Below are 19,009 nucleotides of genomic sequence, written 5' to 3'. Positions count from 1 at the left end.
TTTGTCGCCAGCGGTCGCTGACCCGATCGTGAGCCCGCCTGAAGACCCCTTCCATCCAGCTTGACGATACGATGACGACGCTTAGCTGCCTGAAGGCGGCTATGCGGTTGGTCGCCGATAATCCAGCGATGACGACATTGCTCTATCTTGCCTTACGAGGCTTCCGGTCCGGTCTGGGAAAGGCTGTTTCGCGGCTTTCTCGAAATCAGCGAATGACCGGCTCGCCATGGAAGCGTCGGCGCGAGGGCGGCGAAACGCCGAAGCCGACTTCCATCATCAGCCTGGGCGTGTGCGCGGGCACGGTGCCCATATGGAAGCCGAACGGATCCTCGACGAAACCGAGACCGGCCTGGCCGGTCAGCGTGACCGGGCTCTGCTCGCCGTAGACGTCCAGAACCTCTTGCGCCGGATGGCCCACCAGAAGCGTCAGCTGGTGCTTGAGGGCGCGGCGGTTATGGCTGCCGCGGACATAGACATGCGGGCCGGCGCCCTCGTCCACCGGCTTGAGATAGAAGAAGAACTTCACCATCCGCCAGTCATCGAGGTCGAAGTGGTATTTGCCGAGCGAGGCCAAATTCTTGTCGGCGTCCGAGGCCTGGCCGGTCGGGAAGCTCCACCAGACGCGCGTGGTGATCAGTTTCGCCTGACCGCCGAGATAGTGCGCAGCGACATCCATGAGCAGAGGATCGTTCTGGATGGCGAGTGCCGCCTTGCAGCCGAGAACGCGCTCGAAATAGTGGCCGCTGAGCAACGGCCGGCCGAAGCGGGCCTCAGCCTGCGCATGCTCCGTCGGCATGAATTCGAGGCGGCGATCGAAATTGCCGAAGCAAGGCGTGCATCGGGCGAAGGCGGCGATCTCCTCATGGATCAATGTCGGCAGGACGAGTCCGGAAAAAAGCCCATCGGACCGCAGCGCGTCGACAACGTCCTGGCGATTGACGCGGGCAAACATCGTGTCCTGGGCGTTTTGCGACGCTCGAACCGGCTTTGCACCACGCCAGTGCATTGTCCGTGCCGGCATGGTGCGGGCGAGGACGAACATGGGAAGCCATGCCGGGTTCTCGCGAAGGTCCGACAGGTAGGTCGGAAGGCGCACGGCGATGCGACGCAGCAGGCTGCCGTTTCGCGCGATCGCCTCGAGGCTTGTAGCGCCGGATTTGTCAGGGCTTGTCGTGGTCATCAGGGTCCTCGGGTATGAATGCGATATCAACGAAGCATCGGTTTACGCTCCGTCATCGTTACCCAAACCCGATTCCCGCACCGGAAGGACACCTAACCGCGCGTCATGTTTTGTGCAATGCACAACAACCTTATCCGTGGCAAATGCAGGTCGGATCGCGGCCCGTTTTCGCACAGGGCAATGGCCTGACCGGCGGCAAACGGGTGTAATGCACAGCATCTTCGGGCCGCCTTATTGCCCTGCCCGACCGATCCTCAGCGGCACGAAAACCGCGCCGCCGGGCCGCGCTTTCTCGTTGGCCGGGCCAATGTTTCGATTGCTGCGAAGCGGAAAAAGCAGTCCTGTTCCCAACGATTTTTCCGCCGGTGTCGATGTTTCGGCACGCGTCCCGGTGCGCTTGTGCATGTAGGCGCGGGTCTCGGCCGGAAGCGGTCTTCCCGTCCGCAAATTCTTCTCATAGCGCGTCGGTCCGGCATTGTAGGCGGCGAATAGTCCGGGGTAGCCGAAACGGCCGTGCATGGAGCGCTCCCCGCCAGAATATTGTCGCGCGGATCGTACGGATCGGGACCGAGACGCGCACACTTGCGCCTCCCCGCGCCTGATTCATGGGCGTCGGTGCTGGCGACCATTCGTCGAGATCGTCGATGTCATAGTGGACATAGCGGCCATGCTTGCGGAAGCACGGAGCGCTTCCGGCCGTGCGCATCTTTTCCAACGGGCGGTGGGACAGGCCGATACAGAAGGCGGCCTGCGCCGTGTTGAGGAAGGGGCTGCTTTTTTGGCGCATGCGGCGCGCTCGTTTTCGTCGTCCATCATTGATCCCTCGTCGAGATTGGAGGGCGACGGCGAAGGTCGCCTCATCACCGCTTTTGCGCGAAAGTCGGCAAGGCTGAATGAAGGCCCCCGCGCCTCTCGTTGCGCGGGGGCCTTTTTGTACTTTCAGTCGGCCGGGTTCCAGATCACGGCGAAGACTTCCTCCTCGTCCTGGCCGGCGGCGCGGCCGAGATTGGCGTAGAGCTTGCGCGGCCCGAATTCGGGGGCGGCAAGGCCGAGCGAGACGTATTCGTTGCCCGACTGCTCGCCCTTCCTGATCCAGCCGGCTCCGATTTCCACGCCGCCGGTCACGACCCGGAAATCGGGCTGAGCATCGGTGCTCTTGGAGCGGTTGGGGACGATTTCGATGTCGGCGCGGATCGAGAGCGTCCTGATCTGGCCCTTGTATCCGCCGGAAGACTGCTTGGTAACGTATCCGATTGCAGGCATTGCTTCATCTCCTTTTGCCTCGCCGGGGACCATTCCCCTGCGATGCGCGAACCGTCATGGGCGCGGGCCGGACCCGCTAACCCGCAGGGCCGCAGCCGCAGCGAAGGACCGGAGCGGACGGCTTTTTTGAAGCGAAGCGGCCGCGAGGAGCCCGTGCGGAGCTTGCGGAGGGAGCGGGCGGGGAAAAAAGCCGGAAGCGATGGTTTGTGCGGGGACGGCAAGCCCATAGGTTCAGCCGTTGAGCAGGGGAATGGTGTCCGGTGCGCAAGGAGACGATGCGATGCCGGCGCGGAGAAAACCATTGCAACCGGTTGGGAAGACACGGCCGGGAGGCGCTCCGTCTCACAATGACGCCGATCTCCACCAACCCCAAAGTGCCGCGCTCTGCCTCCGTTCTTGGGTTGGCTGGGGACAGCGTGGGTGAGCAAGTCGCCTGCGATGCAAGCGGCCCGAGCAGGCGGTCAGGAAAGAAATCCGGCTCGCTTTCTTGTTGCCGGATCGGTCTGCGAGCTGGCGAACCATCTAGCGCGGCAGCGGTTCCGGCACAGGCAAGAGGGTTTTGTCGGCGCAGGCGAGGACGCTGCGGCTCAAGGAACATGGCCACGCAATAGCGGCGCGGCGTCCGGAATCGCCCGCAAAATATGCGAGCGCCTGTCGGCAGGAACGGGCGGCGGAATGATCCGCCGCCCCTGCGCTTATCGCCTCATTCAGCGGTTGGCGGCGCAAACAGCGGCGCGACCTTCGCCCACTGTTCTGCGGTCCGGAAGCCGCCACGTTCGGTATAGGCGCGGGCCGGAAAGGCCATCCAGGCCGGCAGCCAGTTCTCGACCTTGGTGCGCCCGTTTGTGCCTTCAGAGAAGTCGCGCACGATCTGCTTTTGCGTCTTCACCTTCTCCGAAATATTGGCTTCGGCTACGTTCGTTCCGGCAATGTTCGACAGCATCGCGTTGGCCACCTCCTTGTCGCGGATGAGGTCGAAGAAGGTCCCGTCCGGCTGCCAGACAGCGCCCATATCGACATTGAGGTGCATGCCGACGGCTTCGACAATGGCGCTGCCGGCCTGCATGGTTTCACCCATGACGACGCTGAGCACGCGCAGCACATCGTCATCGCAAAGCGCCAGAAGCCGGGCAAAGACGCTCGGGGTCCAAAAGTCGTCGCCATTGCCGCCGCTGACGGTTTCTTGTTCGCCCGACTGGCCGAGCAAGGCGAGGACCTCGCGCCGCTTTTGTGCAAACGCGGCTTGCGCAGCACAGCCGGCGAGGCTTGCCGCGATGGCCTCGCTGCCTGCTCGCTGCGGCTCCGGCTTCACGGACCAGAGCGGCGAGCCGGCAATTGCATGCGCCACCATCAACCGAAGGGCGACCCCCAAATGATCGGCGAGCGCGCTCCGGACGGCGGCGTGGCGATGCAGGTCGATATAGGTCTGGATGGCGCTGGTGACTTCCGGGCGCGATGGCTTCGGCGCAGCTGTTTCCTCATCGCCGCCAGCCTGCTTGGATCGCGCGCGGCGCGCTTCCTTGGTCGTCAGGTACCCCTCGTGGAAGGCGACATCGCCCTGACGGGAAACGGCAATGAAGACCTTACCGCCCTTCTTCTTCGGCGTCTTCTCGCACTCCCAGGAATGGAAATAACGGTTGGCGTCCAGAACGATGACATCGGACCATCCGGCCTCGAGATAGGCTGCCTTGCGCCCGGCGATCGCCTCGTTCTGCGCTTGCCAGAAGGCCTCGGCGTCGGCGAAATAGCTCTCCTCGCCGAACAGATCGGCGACGATCTGGCCGGCATAGGTGTCGAGCGGAAACAGCGCAGCCTTTGTGGAAATCGTCTGTCCGCCGAGCAGCCAGGCCTTCAGCTGCCCGCGATGCGGAGCATAGATGTCTGGATTGTTGAACAGCGCCAGCCATTCCTTCTGGCGTTCCTTGTTCGCCAGCGTCAGATAGCGCACGCTCTCGGCGTCGATCTCGTCGCGGCGATAGGCGTTGCGGATGGCGGGCAATAGGTTGCCGAGCGCCAGACGGTGTTTGACCATGATTTCGGTGATGCCGAAGGTCGCCGCGATGTCGGCGACCGTGCGGCCTGCCTTGAGCAGCCGGGTGAACGTCTCCCATTGCGAGACTTCATCCGGATCGAGCCGGGCGATGTTCTCGATCAGCGAGGCTTCGAGCGCGGCCGCATCGTCGCCCGGTTCCATGATGGCGCAAGGCAGGGGTTCCACCGACTGCCCCTCATCGGCGATGGTCTTTGCGGCGTAGTAGCGCCGCCGTCCGGCGACGATCTCGAACGTGTCCGGGCTGCCGTTTTCGCGAACAAGCAGCGGCTGGACGATGCCGCGCTGGCGGATGGAAGGCAGGATATCGGCGATATCCGGCGCAAGCTTGCCGTCTCGCATGTTGAAAGGTGAGACGGTGAGCTTGCCAAGGTCAATGTGAGCGAGTTGCATGGTGATCTACTCCTTAAGCTTTTGCTTGCGGGGTTGGCCGGCTCCGTCCGGACATCTGCCGAGACGGCGGACGGAGCCGGTTGCGCCAGGATGGCGCAGTCATCCGTCGCCGTGTTCTTGCTCCGGCGACGGAATTTCGAATTCGGGTGGTTGAGGATTGCCGAGAGCGGCTGCGAAGCGACGCAGGACGGCTTCGGCCTCCACGATGCAGCCTTTGTTGCGAGCCGCTGCGGCGTAGACGCAGAGCGGAAAGCGGCCGACGAAATGAATGTCCCGCTCGATGCCGAGGCCGAACGCACCTTTGACGGTTTCCATCTCGGACAGGCTGAAAGAGCCCAGCTCCGGACTGCCGAAGCCGAGATCGGCGAGGCCGAACAGGGTGTCGCCATCCTGCATCATTTCGGTGACGAGCCATGTGGCGGGGCCGCACGGGTCGAAGAGCTTGACGAGCGGAATGTGATCGGTTTCGGGTTCCGCCGCGCCGTTGGAAGCGAGGCGGGCGCGCAGGTTTTCGGGGATCAGGGTCATGCCGCGATCTCCCGCTCTACCGCGTCTGTCTCGACGCCCTCGCCACAACCAAGGATGAAATCCGCCGCCTTGCTGGCCTGCGATGCGGCGCGGAAGATGGCGCGGTCATCTTGGCGCAGCACGTCGAGCCACGTGGCGAGGTAATCGGCGTGACGGACGGTCGGGATGATGTTGAGGCTGGCGCAGATGAAGGCGCTGGCCATTTCCGCGACCAGTTCCTCGCGCGCATAGAGCGCCGATCCGAAGCGGCCTGACAGGTCGCGGGCGAGCCGCGAAGCGTGGCCCGTCCAGTGTCCGATCTCATGAAAACAGGTCCGGTAATAATTGATCTGCTCATGAAAGGCTGGCTGCGGCGGCACCTGGATGAAATCGCGCGCCGGCACGTAGAAGGCCTGCTCGCCGCCGATGCGGAAATCCGCTCCCGTCGCCTTGATCAGGCGTTCGGCGTGGGGAACGATCTCGCGCTCCGGCAGTGGCTCGGCTTCGCGTGCCAAGTCATCCGGGAGCCCCTCGCATTGCGCGATGTTGAAGACGGTGAACCGCTTGAGGAACGGCACGGTCGCGGGCTCGTCGCCATCCTGCGCTGTGCGTTCGGCCTCTGATTTCGGTATGAAGCGGTCGGCGTAGCAGACGGTGGTGCCGCGTTCGCCCTTGCGGACAAAGCCACCGGCTCCCACCGCCTGCTTGAAGGTGATCCAGTGTTGCGAGGGGAAGCCTTTTTCGATGACGGCGCCCCACAGGATGAGAATGTTCACGCCGGAATAGCACCGGCCGGTGACCGCGTTGCGGGGCAATCCGACGCCTGCCGTGGCGCGGCCCCATGGCTGCACCCATGGGAACTGGCCCTGCTCCAGCTCGGCAATGATGCGGCTGGTTACCTCCTGATAAAGGTTCGGCCGGTTGTCGTCCTTGTTCCGGCTCCCGTGTTTTCCGCTGGCGGGACGTGTGGCGGTCTGGCGCATGGCTTTTCATCCTCTCTGATCCAAGCCGCGCCTCCCCGGAAGCGGGGTGGGCGGCGACTTGCGACCGGAAAGGCCCGCCGAAAGGCAGACCGCACCCGCGGGCGTTGTCGTATCTGTGCGAAGGAGTGGTTACGGGCCGGAACGAATGTGGAGGACCCGAAGCGAAGCGGAGGGTTGCGGCCTGCCGCGGCGGGCCTAGAAGGGAGCGCCGCCCACACCGCGCCACCGGGAGAGGCCACCTGAACGATGTCGCCGCTCGTAGGAGCGGCGTCCGCTGGACAACCCGAAGGGTTGTTATCGCCAGGGATCGAAGCCCGAAGGGCCGAGACCGCCCTGAGCAAGGCGACGGAAAGCGGGCTCGGTTCACGAGAGCCCGGCGCGCGCCATCAGGCGCGCGGGCGCCCGCCAAACGATCCCTCGGGCGCCTTTTGAAAGATCTTCTAATCTGGCGCGCAGGAGTGCAGTCCGATTCAAGACTATCGTGGTGGCGAGCGCATTCTGGTCTTTCTAATGCGGGCCTCTTTCGCGCGCCACCGACGAGAAATGCTCGCACGCCTCGTCATCAGTTTCAGGGTGTACGAGACCGCGAAAAGGCCGGCGGCCGCGCCGACGGCCTTTGCATCCTGCCAGTCTTACCGACTCGGCGGTGCGCAATGCGCCGGCGCCCTGCCACGACCAGCGTCTGCCCACCGGCTTGGTCCAACGCTTCGGCGAGGGCCAGTTGCGCTCTCGCGCGTGAGGCGAATGTAGGCTGCGTGCTGCCAAGAAGGCCGAGGGAATGACCTTTGCAGGGACGGCGGCCAAGCCTGGACATGGGCTGCAGCGCGCGCCGGACAACCGCACCTGTTTCAGTGGTCGCCCTTTGCCAGATCAAGATTTGGCTGAGCGCAAGTCAGGTTTATGTCAGGAAGGACGGCTATGTGCACCTGCCAAGCGCGACCGTTGCCGCAATGATGACCATTTCGCGCTGCTTTGTGACGAGAGCTCCGAAGGCAGCCCGATCGAAAATTGAATTCCATCTGGAATTTATGAGCCATTCGGTTCCAACTGTTGCATTGCCGACTTTCTCCAGCAATTGGGGTGAATGGGGGTACTCTAAAATGGAAAAAGGTCCCTTGGCCGATCTGTTGCTTGAACGGTTCGAGAACATGCCGCCGCAATTGCGGGTCGCCGCGCGTTTCGTGCTGGATCATCCCAAGGATGTCGCGCTGATGTCGATGCGCGAGCAGGCACGCCAGGCCGGCGTATCGCAGAACACCATGATGCGGCTGGCGCGATGGCTTGGCCTTGAAGGCTACCAGCTACCAGGATATGCGCAGCCTTTATTGGCGGGCGCTGCGTGAGACAGGCGTCGGTGAGCCGGCGCGACAGGGTATGGGACAGGACGGCGATCCGGGATATTCGACTGCCGGCGTGGTTGCCGATCTCGCAGCCCAGATTTCAAGCCTTGGTGAATATGGCAACGCCACGCGATTCATCGCCGCCGCCGACCTCCTGGCTAGATCACGCAATCTGTTCGGTTTCGGCGCGCGCGCCGCTTATCCGGTCGCGAGTCACTTCGTTCGCTTCATGTCGTTTGTGGCGGGGGGTGAGCGCAAGGTGACGCTTGTCGGCGATACTGCCGGACAGGGTCTGGATGCGCTCCTGCATGCGGGAAGCGGCGACGTGCTCCTTGCCGTGGGCATGTCGCCTTATGAACACATGACGATCCACGTGGCTCGCCAGTCAGCTCGGCAGGGCTTGGACGTGGTGGCGATCACTGACAGCAGCGTGTCGCCGCTGACCCGGATCGCGCGGGAAACAATCATTATTTCGTCAAATTCGCAGTCGTTCTTCCGAAGCATGGCGCCGGCGTTCGCTGCCGTGGAGATTCTGGCGGCACTGACGGCTGCGCAGTCTGAAGTCAAAGCCGCCGAACGAGTAAAACAGTCGGAAGAGGAGCTCGCCGCTTTCGGCATTCATTGGAAGCCTAACTGATAGCATCTGGAAGGTTGCGCTCGGGCGGGCGTGACGGCAGCCAAGCCGTACCAGGCCCCGGCCCAGCCGCATAAGGCCAATGCCAAGGCGAACGCCGCGCACAATAGCCCGGCTGGAGGCGCAGACAGCTGAGCTCCGGGAGCAGACCCGGCTCGCCAGCGTCCGCTCAGCATCCGATAGCGGCCGTCAGCCGAAGCATCTGTCTCAATAGTCGCACGGTCGGCCTTCTCTTGCCGGTATCAAGCCCTCCTCGTTCACCACGAGGTGCTTGATGCCGAAGTTGCTGACCAACGCTAGGTGCTTCGCAGTCTGGTCCCGGCCGGTGACTGATTGGAATGCCGGCCGGCTTCACGTCGGGATCCACAACAGAAAGGTCCGGAATGACCGGGCCTTTGGGAACAAGTCGGCTGGCGCCTAGGCACGCAACCACTCCTGGTTGCTAACATTGCCGTTGCACACTAACGCTATCATTGTTAGTGTTCACAACCATGTTAGAAAAAGATATTCCCAATCACAATTTTCAGTTTCCCGAGGCGCTGGAACGCTATCTGGGAGAGCTTCTTCATGAGCGCATCGATGTCCGTCCATTCGAGGCCACGCGCAGCTTGCCATCCTTTATCGAACGCACCTACACGCTCTACGAAGCCCGCATTCTAGGTCGGCATTGCGTCATCGTTGCCAGGCTCGACGGCAGAGGCACTCCGGCCGACATTGCCAAGCACATCGACATAGTCCGTAATGCCACCAATGCGACGGTGGCTTTCGCCACCATGACCATCAGCGCGCACAACCGGTCGCGCCTTATCGGTCAAGGTGTTCCCTTCATCGTTCCGGGCAACCAGCTCTATATACCGGATCTGGCGATCGATCTACGCGAACATTTCCGTGCGCCTCGACACCGGCAGGCAGACGGCTTGTCCCCTGCTGCCCAAACCGTCCTTTTCCACCACATCCTGCGTCCCGACAGGAGCGTGATAACGCCGTCCCTGCTGGCCGAACGCCTGCATTACTCGGCAATGTCGATCGGCCGAGCGTTCGACGATCTGGTCGCCGCCGGTCTCGCTGAAACTATCCGGCACGGGAAAGAGAGACACATTCATTTCAAGTCAGAAGGGCGACAGCTCCTGGAAGAAGCAACGCCGCTTCTGCGCAGTCCGGTTCGCTCCCTCAAATTCGTGCGCGGGAACGCCTTCGGGGCATCCCTGAAGCAGGCCGGGGAAGCCGCATTGTCCCAACTGACGGAACTGGCCCGCCCCCGCATAGACACCTTCGGCGTGCCGGCCAGCGGCTGGAAAGCGATCTCGCAAACTGTTGGCCTCATCGAAACCGACCGGGATGAAGCAGACTGCATCATCGAGACATGGTCCTACGATCCAGCCGCCTTGTCCGACACCAGCACGGTGGACCCCCTATCGTTATACGCACAATTCCGGGACCATCGCGATGAGCGTGTCGCCATGGCTGCGGATCGACTATTGGAGCACCTGACTTGGTAACCGGCATCGACAAGTTTCAGAAATACTTCGCTGGCCATGAGGATCACTACGCCATCATCGGCGGCGCGGCCTGTGATCTCTTGTTCGATGAAGCCGGTCTTGATTTCAGGGCCACCAAGGATATCGACATGGTACTCTGCGTTGAGGTGGTTGATGCCGCTTTCGCCACGGCTTTCAAAGAGTTTCTGGATGAAGGCGGTTACCAGGCACGGGAACGGAGCACCGGAGACAAGGAATTCTATCGCTTCCACAAACCTTCGGACCAGAGCTTCCCCTTCATGATCGAGCTGTTTTCCCGCAAGCCGGGCACGCTCGATCTTCCGGAAAATGCGGAACTCACCCCCATCCCGGTCGAGGACGACATCGTCAGCCTCTCGGCCATTCTGCTCGATGATGGATACTATGAGGCGCTTCAGCCCGCGAAACGAAAGATTGAAGGCGTAACGGTCATCGACGAAACGCTTCTCATCCCTTTTAAAGCACGAGCATTCCTCGATCTGAGCGCACGCGCCGAAGCCGGGGAAAGGATCGACAGCAAGAGCATCAAGAAACACCGCAATGACGTGCTCCGCCTGACGCAGCTTGTGCCCGGCAATGCCTCAATAACATTGCCCGATCAAATTCGCGAAGACATGCGCCGCTTCCTTGAGTTGGCCCAGGCCGACCGGACCCTAGACCCAAAAGCGCTCAACGTGCCGTTCACCCGCGACGAAGCGATCGCTCTTCTCAGGTCGGCCTACAGGCTGAGCGACGCATGAGCCGAACCTTCATCTACAGCTTCACCCGCCATTGCTGGACCCGCCCCCCGGCGCGACCAGCGAGCCTCCGAAATCGAGGATGCTGGCCTTCGCGAAGTGCTTCACACGCCGCGCGGGCTGAAGTTCAGTTGATCGCTTTGGGGTGCCCATCGGCAATCGGTTCCCGAACCTTTCGCCAGAACAGTGTCAACTACATGAATCAGCGCCTCTAGGTGCCACCTGATCGCGAAGATGGCCGCCTGGGATGAGACCGATCTTGTTCGACACGCCGTCGCGAACAGGGCTATGGCGACCTCCTGATGGGATGCCCCCGCATCCGCGAAGCGTGAGGGATCTGCAGAGGCGAAACCCACCGGAACCTGGGTCCTGTCCCGCGTGCACGGCATGCCTGTATCCATCGTGTGCATGCGCTGCATCAACACAATCGATTTTACGAATTATGAAGAATAGCGGATAGGACAACATCGGTTGGGAGAACAGGTCAACTGAGAATGCGAGCTGCCGCTCGCCGACCGTGTCACATTGTCCTGATGGACCGACCGGCGCGGTCGCGGCGAGATCATTCGAAACAAATCGCAGTTGGGCGCCAGCCCCGGAGTTCCGCTTGATATCCATGCCAGGGATGTCGCGTGTGCAATTGAGGCTTTAGGTAAAGTTCGATGGAAATACAAACGCTGGAATCGCTCTCTTCACTAAAAGTACATCGGCATATCGTCTCACTCCTGCAAAAGCGCGATCCCATCATCTTGGACATCGGCTGCAACGACGGAACCGATACGCAACGTTTTCTCAGGCTCTGCCCGAAAGCTGACCTCTACTGCTTTGAGCCCGACCCTCGAGCGGCTGCTCGTTTTAAGAAAAACATGAAGCTGCACCTGGACAAGGTGAGACTGTTTGAGATCGCGATCAGTAACCGAAATGGCAGGATTGATTTCCATCCAAGCAATGCGGATGGAAGCGCGAAGGAATGGGACCAATCTGGCTCGATACGCCAACCCAAGAATCATCTTGTCGAACATGATTGGGTTCGGTTCGATCGCCCCATCTCAGTTGAAACTCGAAGGCTTGACGACTGGTGCAGCGAAGCGGACCTGAGCAGGATCGATTTCATCTGGATGGATGTGCAGGGAGCCGAGTCGGATGTCATCGCTGGCGGCAGACAGACCTTGAGCAACACGCGCTTCATCTACACCGAATACAGCGATCATGAGCTCTATGAAGGGCAGCTGTCCCTGCAAGCCATTCTTGATCTTTTGCCTTCGTTCGAAGTGGTGACCTGCTATCCCGACGGAGTGGAGGGCAATGTATTGCTTAGGAATACGCGCCTTTAGCCCGTCCTGTTCATGAGCCTTGTGGTTCGAGCGCCGCTGAGCGTTCGGTCATGCAGGTGTGAGGCGTCTTTTTCACCGCGGCTGGGACTGGACTTTGGAACGCGCTGGAGAGTCAGGGTTTGGCCGGGCTTTGATGCCCCGGCGCTCATGGTCCTGCGGGCCGCAGCGTGAAAGCGATTTGTCGGAACAGGCTGGCCGCCCGCAGGCGAGCTTGTAGGCCGTGGCGGTGCGCAGTCGCCTGAGCTTGTCGAAGGGCGAGTTCGTTGGCATCCTCGTAGCCGCATGCCCGGCACGCAAGCAGTCGCCAGTAGAGATCACCGGCGCGGTCAGGGCGGATATTCCGAGCGTGGCCATCGGCTGGCGCAAGGGCGGTGGCAAGATGGTGAACAACGGCCACACCATTCAAATCAATATGCCGCAAGGCAGCACGTTGACGCCCGCAGATCGCGTTTACGAACGGATGCAGTTCCATTTCCATGCGCCGAGCGAGCACCACGTGGCGGGCAAGAGCTTCCCGATGGAGGCGCACTTCGTCCATAAGGATACGAAAGGCGACGCTCGTGGCGTCCTGGGCGTATTCCTGACGCCAGGCTCGCGCCTAATGCCAGCTTTGCCAGCCTGGCTGCGGCTTTTCCCGCGCGAACGGACGAGGGGGTGGCGGTCGACGAAATCGATCCGAACGGGCTTGTGCCGACATCCCTGGGCTACTGGGCCTATGAGGGATCGCTGACGACGACGCCCTGCACCGAAAACGTCGACTGGAAGGTGGCCATGGAACCGGTCGGGGTCGACGCGGCGAACGCGCGGCCGATCCGTTCACCCGGTCGGCGCTTCGTCCTTGGCCTCGGCTCAGGGTGCCCGCGACGGCATATCCAACCTGTTTGAAGCACGGCTCGCGGAGCACTTTCCATCAAGTCGGGAGAACGCGCCGCAAGGGGAACTCGGCCTTGATCGTCTTCACACCGGGAAGCTTTGAAAGAATATTCCGGTGTATCGCCTCGAACTCCTGGATTTCATTCACTGAGACGAACAGAAGGTAATCGGTGTTGCCAGTAACAGCGTAGCATTCCTCGATTGCTGAATGCTTCCGGAGAGATCGTTCGAAAAGCTCGATCATACGCGAGTTGAGCGCTTCCAGCTCGATCCGGATCGGAATTCTGGTGCTCACGGAAAGCTCCTCCTGCCGCCCTGTGTCATCACGTCCAGTCGAAGCGCCGCACTTGTCAGCTGATATCCAGGCAGGTCATCGAGATGCGATGTAGCGCTACGCGCCGCATTCAAAAAAGATAAGCTGTGGCTTATACGGCGATCTGGAACTGGCTTCCCCGACGCGGTGTGCACCGCCTTGGCTATGGCATAAGCGCCTCCACTGCCGCTTTATCATTTCGATCAATTCGCTTGTTTCGTGGTCTCCAGTTCCACGTTTCTGCTTCCCCACGACGGTTAGACCCGCGACTCGACCGGTTCGCGCAACGACAAGGTCTGCTCAAGCCGCACGATCTCGCCGCGCAACGTCTCGATGGTAGCATCGCGATCACGAATGGCATGCAGGCGCACAGCTCGATCGGCCTCCGAACCCGAGAGCGCCTGTTTCAGCTGGGCCACCATCGCATTCGCCAGCTGCAAATTTTCCTCCACGTCGGACCCGGCTGGATGTTGCGCCCTGCGAACCGTTGAGGCGCCGGAGCCCGAGGAGGTGTTCTCTCCAGTTCGCTGGACGGTGCTGTTTGGCTCACGCGCGGCAGCGGATATGCCGAACGACGGTCCTGCCGTGGCGAGCAAGTCCCACCAGGTTCGAAATACCTGACGGTATCGTTCGGTCACCGCCCGACCCCTGTCCACGATCCCAGCTTGCTGTGCGTACCGGAGTTCGTCCTCATAACCGAGCTCCATGAAAAGCTCGGCGCCGACGAGATCGGTTACTGCTTGCATTTCTTCGATGGTCAGTTCGGTTTGCCAGGCGTGAACCGAGCGTTTATCGACTCCTTGCTTCTCTAGGATTTTCCGATCCCCGAAGTTACTGGATCGGAGATAGTCCGTTTGCTCGATCGTTGCCGCCTCAATTCGGGCTGGATCGTAGCCGAGGCCGGCAATCACGCGCCGGATTTCCTCGTCGGGGCGCGCCACCAGGAGTTCGTAGTGCACCACTTGCGTCTGCCGGCGAGCGCGATGTGCCGCCAGCGCAGGCAGGCCCAGAACGAAATCGGCGAGAGAATATGCGAGATCGAGCTGAGGCAGGCCGAGCACGAGATCGGCAAGGCAGGCCATGCTGGCTGGTGGGGCGGAGCGTTCTGACACGAACGGGACTCCCCACGTCGATTTCAGTGATGCGGCAATTGCGTAGGGATTGCGCAACAGAAGGATGTGTGGTGCTTCTGGGTAGAGGGAATCCAAGTAATCGAGCACCATCCAATAGCGCGGCGTCTTGTCTATGAAGGTGCGCTTGCCCACCGCCGCCAAATACTGGCTGTAGGCCGCATCGGCAAAAGCGCGGCTGACGCTGGTACGATCTACTCGGCCCAGGAATTCGGAGGTCGCAGACTGAATCAGTGATGGCCCTGCTGGGTGACGGTGGTCCACCCTTCCAAATGCCTCAAGTGCCAGCATTAGCCAGGGCTCAGGCGGGGCTGCAATATCTGGATGCTTCTGGAGCAAATGCGCCAGCAGCGTCGTCCCCGACCGGGGAAGGCCGAGGAGAAAGCAGACCGCAGGCGAATTGTTAACATTCCGGCTCATAATTCCACCTTTTATAGCTGGGCAAGCGAACGCATATTCGCCGCAACGTCAGTTTGTTCAGTGATGACAAGAATGCGAGCGGACTACTTCGAGTGTGGCGTGCCGTCGGTGCCAGATTGGGTGCCTCTCCTGCAGAACTGGATACACGGCGCCGATTGAATGGCCCGTGCCGAGTCCCTCAAGACCCGGTCGCACTCCGTACAATGCTCCGGCCCAACTGGATGGCTTCGCATTAAAGCGCCCGCGTCGGCCGATGGGTTCTTCAAAAGAACTCGGCAAGTTCCGCGTGGTCGCAGAGTTCCAACTGATTTTCCCGGCATAGTCTCAACCGCACCTGGGAGCGCATGCAAAGAACTCCACTTGCCTGTTGTTTTTCAAGCGCTTCAGAAGCAGTGGTTTGGGTTGGTGCACCTTACACGGGGAAACGTCCAATCGTGATGCTGGCCAATTCGGCTGCCAGGACCCCATAGGAGCACGATTCAGATATGAACTCTTCCCGCCCTTCCTTGTAAATTTTGCCTCAACGCACCTGATGTCGGTTAAATCCAGCGTTTTCTAATAGCACTCGGCAAGATCGGTAAAATTGATTGTTTGAATGACGATCATCGGCGCTATGGATGCACGAAGGTATCCAAAACCCCTCGTTGCTCTACGATCTTAATGCAAGCTCAGCTCCCGGCCGCGGCACGCTCAGTCAGATCGCAAAACGGCTTTGACAAGGCTTCGTGCCATCGCACAAGCCAGGGACGGTCACAGCCGCAACAGCGAGAACGCTTTTCTACTGGCGTGCCGCCTTTGCGGCCTGCTTTGAGCAGGGTGAAGGTCTCCCATTGGGAGACTTCATTCGGGCCGAGCCCGGCGATGTTCTCGATCAGCGAGGCCTCGAGCGCGGCCGCATCGTGATGGCGCAAGGCGGGGTTTTCGACCGCCAGGCCTTCACCGGCGATGGTCTTTGCCGCGTGGCGGCGGCGCTGTCCGGCGACGATCTCGAAAGCGTCCGGACTGCCATTGTCGTGAACAAGCAGCGACTGGGGCAGGCTGTCGGGATCTGCTTGCCAACTGGCGTCGAATTTTGTCACTTCAACCATTGAGGAAGTGCCTATAGCCGCCGCCCATCAGGTAGCGGCCGCGTCGGACGGCGCGACGCACCTGATCGCGAAGATGGCCGCCTGGGTGAGACCAATCTTGTTCGACACGCCGCCGCCCGAATAGGGCTATGGCGATCTCCTGATGGGGTGCCCCTGCCAGTGACCCATCCAAAGCCTGGAGCACAACACGCAGACGCCCTCCGCGGGGCTCCGGTGGAAGGTGAGCGGCTGCCAGGCGGCCGCCGCCGTGGATGTCATTCAGGCATTGAAGGGCGGCGACATGGAACCTCAGGCGCCGCGGCGGCACGATTGCGTCGACCTTTAGCCGCAATGGGCGCAGAACGGAGGCGCCGGAAACGGCAATCTGCAGGCTACGGCAATCCTGTCTCAGCAGCACATGCTGCATTCCCGCCGGCGTCAGCAGGATGTCCTTGCCGCATGAGAGCGAGGAAGGTCAAGCAGTTCAAAGCCGCGCTCAGCCGGCTCTGCAGCCGCTGCAGGATGTGCGGGCAACCGCGCGGATCCCAAAACACCTTTGCTGACGTGGCGTCCAGCTGCGGCGCGTCCGCGAAAGAGGAGGCTGCATTGCGTGAGCGGGGAGGCCCGCGTCTTCAGTTCGATAATCCTTTCGGCGCATCTTCGGACAATGCGCGCGGGCGGCGCCATTTTGGCGTGGTCGCGCTGGAATTGCGGATTGCGCCGAAGAAATTCCCAGGCCCAGGCTGTGCGCGGCAATCGACCGGCATAGTCGTAAGCTTGGCGATGGCGCCAGTCCGGCCAGCCTGCGCGACAGTCGGTTGCGCCCGCGGGCGGAAGCGGCCGATTCATGGTCAGGGTGTCCATATGGCGCTATGCCGAGAGACCGAGAACCGGTTGCCACAGTACCGGCCCGTTCAGACGACCCCTCCAGCGGATGCGCAAAAGGCTCGCGTGGGAAATCTCGAGAAAGCCGGCCACCGCCTCGGTTTTGCCGACGGGCTTCGGCTGTCCGATGCGCGACAATGGCCACGTTGCGAGGCGAAGGATCCGTTCCATACGCGTATCGGTCACCGTCACTATGCGGGTGAGATTGTTGGCCAGGGCGAACTCGATCATGCCGGCGAAGAGCTCGTAGGTTGCTTGGGCCAGCCCGCCCGCCGCCTTGGGCGTTGATGGAGGGAGATCGAGCGCGAAACGGCTGCTTTCCCATATGTCGGGAGTCGAGGGCACAACGTCAGTACCCAGCAGCCCCGAGAATGTGTCGCGCAACATTGTGGGTCCGGTGGTGGGCAAAAGGCGAACGCAACCGCGAATTCGCCAATCGGACCCCTTGAGAAGCAGATAGACAGGCTTGAAGCCGTCAAAGGCGTCTGTTTCCATTTCGCCTTCGGTCTGAACTTCCCAATCGAGCCTTTCCTTGAAAACCCGATGCCTGAGCCCGTGCATCTCTTTGAGCTCGCTTGCGAACTCACCGTAGAGGTCAGGGGTTATCAGCTGCATCATGATCGCCTCCGTGTGGGATGTGTTCCGCCATGGAAGGGCAAAGCTGGCAGTGATGCAGCCTGTAGACGTTTACAGCTATCCTGGCGGTAGGATCAGGATATCGCGCGACCGGAGGCAGCCACCCGTGCAACGGCCTGTTTGATCGTTCGCACGCCAAGCTTTGCCTTTGCGTTTTCCAGATGGAAGGTCACCTGCGCTTACAGATCGCAAGAATCTGGCTGACATCCCAAGCCGACTTGCCGCGCACGCCCATTTCAGGCACTCGAACTCCCGCGCGGTGAGCGTTACGCCACCCACCATCCAATCGTCGGCGAGCCTGCCGGACAGGAGGGGCTTGCCAATGTGATGACCGGCCTGTTCACCGAGGGCGCGCCGGCGATCTCGACAGCGATGCCTGTCAGGTGAAGGATCGATGATACCGGCGCCGAGGTGAGTTTTGACGCGCAGCGCGACGGCATTTACGGCTCAATGTGCCTGCTTTCGGAACGGAAGGACGCCGCTTTCGTCGGCGGGCTCGCACGGCCCGTCAGGTCGTGTTGTGTCGAACTAAGGTCGGGCGAGCTTCACTGCTTGCGTTTTCCACGGGTGTTCTCAGAGCTCGCACGGGAGATCGATCAGGCACTTACGATTGCACTCGATGTCGTCTTCGACGAGGTCGACATGAGACACGGCGCTATACGTTCGCGGACCGGACGTGGCCTCATCCGGGAATGCAACGCACGGCGTAGCCGTTGCTATTCATCGGACGGAACGGCAGTTCTTCGCGATCGCTGTTGCCCGGGCGCAGCCATGAGAATTGCCGCGGCCCGGGCTGACCACCCGCACAGCGCCAACAGCTGGAATGGCGGGCGAACGAGCGGCGTGAGTTCCGCGAAGCTTGGCGCCCTGCCCGAGATGTAATGGCATTGCCTGCAGCCGGTAGGACTCGCGCCCACGGCACGGCGAGCTTGCGGCGCCGCTTCCGCTTCGCAGCGGCTGAAGAGCGCCGTGCGAAGGACGGCGCTCAAAAATGCCTTGCATGGGCAGCCAAAAAGCAGATTGATACCGCCGCGATTCGGATCGTAGCGGTCTTTGAAACCAGCACGACGAAATCGACTGACGCAGAAGATCGGAATCAGATGGTGGAGGGTTTTGACGTCCTGGCGGTGGGGCAGCATAGGAAGGAAGAAATGCAACTTATCCTCAGCGCCATCGGCAGGGCCTGGCACTCGGCCTTGCTCAGAATAGACAGGGCCCGGTTGCGACGGCAGGGTCGGCAGCTTGGCGGTGTCGACCGCCGCGGCTGATTTTCGCCCACCCGCAAGTCCGCACTCCCGCACACTCCGCGATGCTGGCGGCCAATGGCCCATCCTCTCCGCGAGACACGGCGGTGCCCAAGAGCTGCCATCGTCCCCTTGTCGGTTGAAAACTGCGGCGTCGTGGCTGGGCACGTCAAGGCGTTTCCAGAAGGCTGTCTTCGGCCTCCAACCCAAGTGCGGTACCACGAATACCCGTTTTCGGTCGAGGTTCCATCAGCTCCTCGGCTCTGCCGTTCGGCGCTCCGGGCGGCCCATCCTCGTTAATTATGCCTGGCTGCCGCACGCTTGGCACCGGCGCCGAGCATGCGCTCCTGCGCTTTGACCCGAGAGATCGCCTGGCCCGACAGGGCACCGCCGGAAATTGATGACGGGCAGCCCTCAGGCCCGGCAATCATGGGGCTGGTTGCGTGCGTCCGTTTAAACGCAGCTTGCTGGTGCGATCGATAGACTTCAAATAGGTCAACCGG

The 19,009-nt window shown here is 61.5% G+C and carries 19 protein-coding genes and 2 pseudogenes; 7 read left to right on the top strand and 14 right to left on the bottom strand.

What is annotated here, in order from left to right:
• Positions 1-205: 205 nt before the first annotated feature.
• The 6 genes from MAXJ12_RS23340 to MAXJ12_RS23315 all read right to left on the bottom strand — a co-directional run bounded on the left by MAXJ12_RS23340 (position 206) and on the right by MAXJ12_RS23315 (position 6,376).
• Complete coding sequence (locus MAXJ12_RS23340; RefSeq protein ID WP_008838498.1) at positions 206-1,180, bottom strand: hypothetical protein; 975 nt, start codon at positions 1,178-1,180, stop codon at positions 206-208.
• 231 nt (positions 1,181-1,411) lie between these two features.
• Positions 1,412-1,699, bottom strand: a complete 288-nt coding sequence (locus MAXJ12_RS40130; RefSeq protein ID WP_008838497.1) for a lysozyme family protein — start codon at positions 1,697-1,699, stop codon at positions 1,412-1,414.
• A 420-nt stretch (positions 1,700-2,119) separates the two neighbouring features.
• Positions 2,120-2,443, bottom strand: a complete 324-nt coding sequence (locus MAXJ12_RS23330; protein ID WP_008838496.1) for a DUF736 domain-containing protein — start codon at positions 2,441-2,443, stop codon at positions 2,120-2,122.
• Positions 2,444-3,146: 703 nt separating this feature from the next.
• On the bottom strand, positions 3,147-4,886 hold the full coding sequence (locus MAXJ12_RS23325; RefSeq protein WP_008838495.1) for a ParB/RepB/Spo0J family partition protein: 1,740 nt from the start codon (positions 4,884-4,886) through the stop codon (positions 3,147-3,149).
• A 99-nt stretch (positions 4,887-4,985) separates the two neighbouring features.
• Positions 4,986-5,414 (bottom strand): DUF2958 domain-containing protein, encoded by a 429-nt coding sequence (locus tag MAXJ12_RS23320; RefSeq protein ID WP_008838494.1) that lies wholly within the window; start codon positions 5,412-5,414, stop codon positions 4,986-4,988.
• Positions 5,411-6,376 carry an ArdC family protein gene (locus tag MAXJ12_RS23315; RefSeq protein ID WP_008838493.1) on the bottom strand — a complete coding sequence of 322 codons (966 nt, stop codon included), beginning with the start codon at positions 6,374-6,376 and terminating at the stop codon, positions 5,411-5,413. Before MAXJ12_RS23315 ends, MAXJ12_RS23320 begins: the two co-directional genes overlap by 4 nt.
• 785 nt (positions 6,377-7,161) lie before the next feature.
• Between MAXJ12_RS23315 and MAXJ12_RS39110 the strand changes: the two genes are divergently transcribed.
• The 6 genes and pseudogenes from MAXJ12_RS39110 to MAXJ12_RS23290 form a co-directional block, all read left to right on the top strand.
• Entirely contained in the window at positions 7,162-7,719 is a 558-nt protein-coding gene (locus MAXJ12_RS39110; RefSeq protein ID WP_244421571.1) for a MurR/RpiR family transcriptional regulator, read from the top strand.
• A complete protein-coding gene (locus MAXJ12_RS23310) occupies positions 7,688-8,353 on the top strand; it encodes a MurR/RpiR family transcriptional regulator (protein WP_244421570.1) in 666 nt (221 codons plus the stop codon). The genes MAXJ12_RS39110 and MAXJ12_RS23310 overlap by 32 nt, the downstream gene beginning before the upstream one ends.
• A 476-nt stretch (positions 8,354-8,829) precedes the next feature.
• Complete coding sequence (locus tag MAXJ12_RS23305; RefSeq protein ID WP_139044006.1) at positions 8,830-9,849, top strand: helix-turn-helix domain-containing protein; 1,020 nt, start codon at positions 8,830-8,832, stop codon at positions 9,847-9,849.
• Positions 9,843-10,607, top strand: coding sequence for a hypothetical protein (locus MAXJ12_RS23300; RefSeq protein WP_008838491.1), 765 nt, complete (start codon positions 9,843-9,845; stop codon positions 10,605-10,607). The genes MAXJ12_RS23305 and MAXJ12_RS23300 overlap by 7 nt, the downstream gene beginning before the upstream one ends.
• 659 nt (positions 10,608-11,266) lie before the next feature.
• Positions 11,267-11,938, top strand: a complete 672-nt coding sequence (locus MAXJ12_RS23295; protein ID WP_040587566.1) for an FkbM family methyltransferase — start codon at positions 11,267-11,269, stop codon at positions 11,936-11,938.
• 280 nt (positions 11,939-12,218) lie between these two features.
• A pseudogene (locus tag MAXJ12_RS23290) lies at positions 12,219-12,823 on the top strand (carbonic anhydrase family protein); the annotation flags it as partial.
• 25 nt (positions 12,824-12,848) lie between these two features.
• On the opposite strand, the gene MAXJ12_RS23285 reads toward MAXJ12_RS23290, so the two are convergent.
• The 8 genes and pseudogenes from MAXJ12_RS23285 to MAXJ12_RS37740 form a co-directional block, all read right to left on the bottom strand.
• Entirely contained in the window at positions 12,849-13,106 is a 258-nt protein-coding gene (locus MAXJ12_RS23285; protein WP_008838488.1) for an Lrp/AsnC ligand binding domain-containing protein, read from the bottom strand.
• A gap of 275 nt (positions 13,107-13,381) precedes the next feature.
• Positions 13,382-14,674, bottom strand: coding sequence for a nodulation protein NoeE (noeE, locus tag MAXJ12_RS23280; protein WP_040587536.1), 1,293 nt, complete (start codon positions 14,672-14,674; stop codon positions 13,382-13,384).
• A 126-nt stretch (positions 14,675-14,800) separates the two neighbouring features.
• Positions 14,801-15,020 (bottom strand): annotated as a pseudogene (locus MAXJ12_RS39105) (GNAT family protein); the annotation flags it as partial.
• 322 nt (positions 15,021-15,342) lie between these two features.
• Positions 15,343-15,762 (bottom strand): ParB N-terminal domain-containing protein, encoded by a 420-nt coding sequence (locus MAXJ12_RS38275; RefSeq protein WP_008838486.1) that lies wholly within the window; start codon positions 15,760-15,762, stop codon positions 15,343-15,345.
• Positions 15,755-16,168 (bottom strand): DUF2285 domain-containing protein, encoded by a 414-nt coding sequence (locus MAXJ12_RS23270; RefSeq protein WP_008838485.1) that lies wholly within the window; start codon positions 16,166-16,168, stop codon positions 15,755-15,757. The genes MAXJ12_RS38275 and MAXJ12_RS23270 overlap by 8 nt, the downstream gene beginning before the upstream one ends.
• A gap of 11 nt (positions 16,169-16,179) precedes the next feature.
• Positions 16,180-16,590 (bottom strand): transcriptional regulator domain-containing protein, encoded by a 411-nt coding sequence (locus MAXJ12_RS40125; RefSeq protein WP_420492389.1) that lies wholly within the window; start codon positions 16,588-16,590, stop codon positions 16,180-16,182.
• 21 nt (positions 16,591-16,611) lie between these two features.
• Positions 16,612-17,244: an acyl-homoserine-lactone synthase gene (locus MAXJ12_RS23260; protein WP_008838483.1), complete on the bottom strand. Its 633-nt coding sequence runs from the start codon at positions 17,242-17,244 to the stop codon at positions 16,612-16,614.
• Positions 17,245-17,528: 284 nt separating this feature from the next.
• A complete protein-coding gene (locus tag MAXJ12_RS37740) occupies positions 17,529-17,702 on the bottom strand; it encodes a hypothetical protein (RefSeq protein ID WP_157999654.1) in 174 nt (57 codons plus the stop codon).
• Between the two features lie 441 nt (positions 17,703-18,143).
• Here MAXJ12_RS37740 and MAXJ12_RS39100 point away from each other — a divergent pair, with 441 nt between their 5' ends.
• A complete protein-coding gene (locus tag MAXJ12_RS39100; RefSeq protein WP_008838482.1) occupies positions 18,144-18,530 on the top strand; it encodes a hypothetical protein in 387 nt (128 codons plus the stop codon).
• The last annotated feature ends 479 nt before the right edge of the window (positions 18,531-19,009 follow it).

Origin of the sequence: Mesorhizobium alhagi CCNWXJ12-2, from assembly GCF_000236565.1 — a bacterium.
GTDB lineage: Bacteria > Pseudomonadota > Alphaproteobacteria > Rhizobiales > Rhizobiaceae > Allomesorhizobium > Allomesorhizobium alhagi.
Note: the sequence above shows the minus strand (reverse complement) of the source record. Positions and strands in the feature narration are given on the sequence as shown.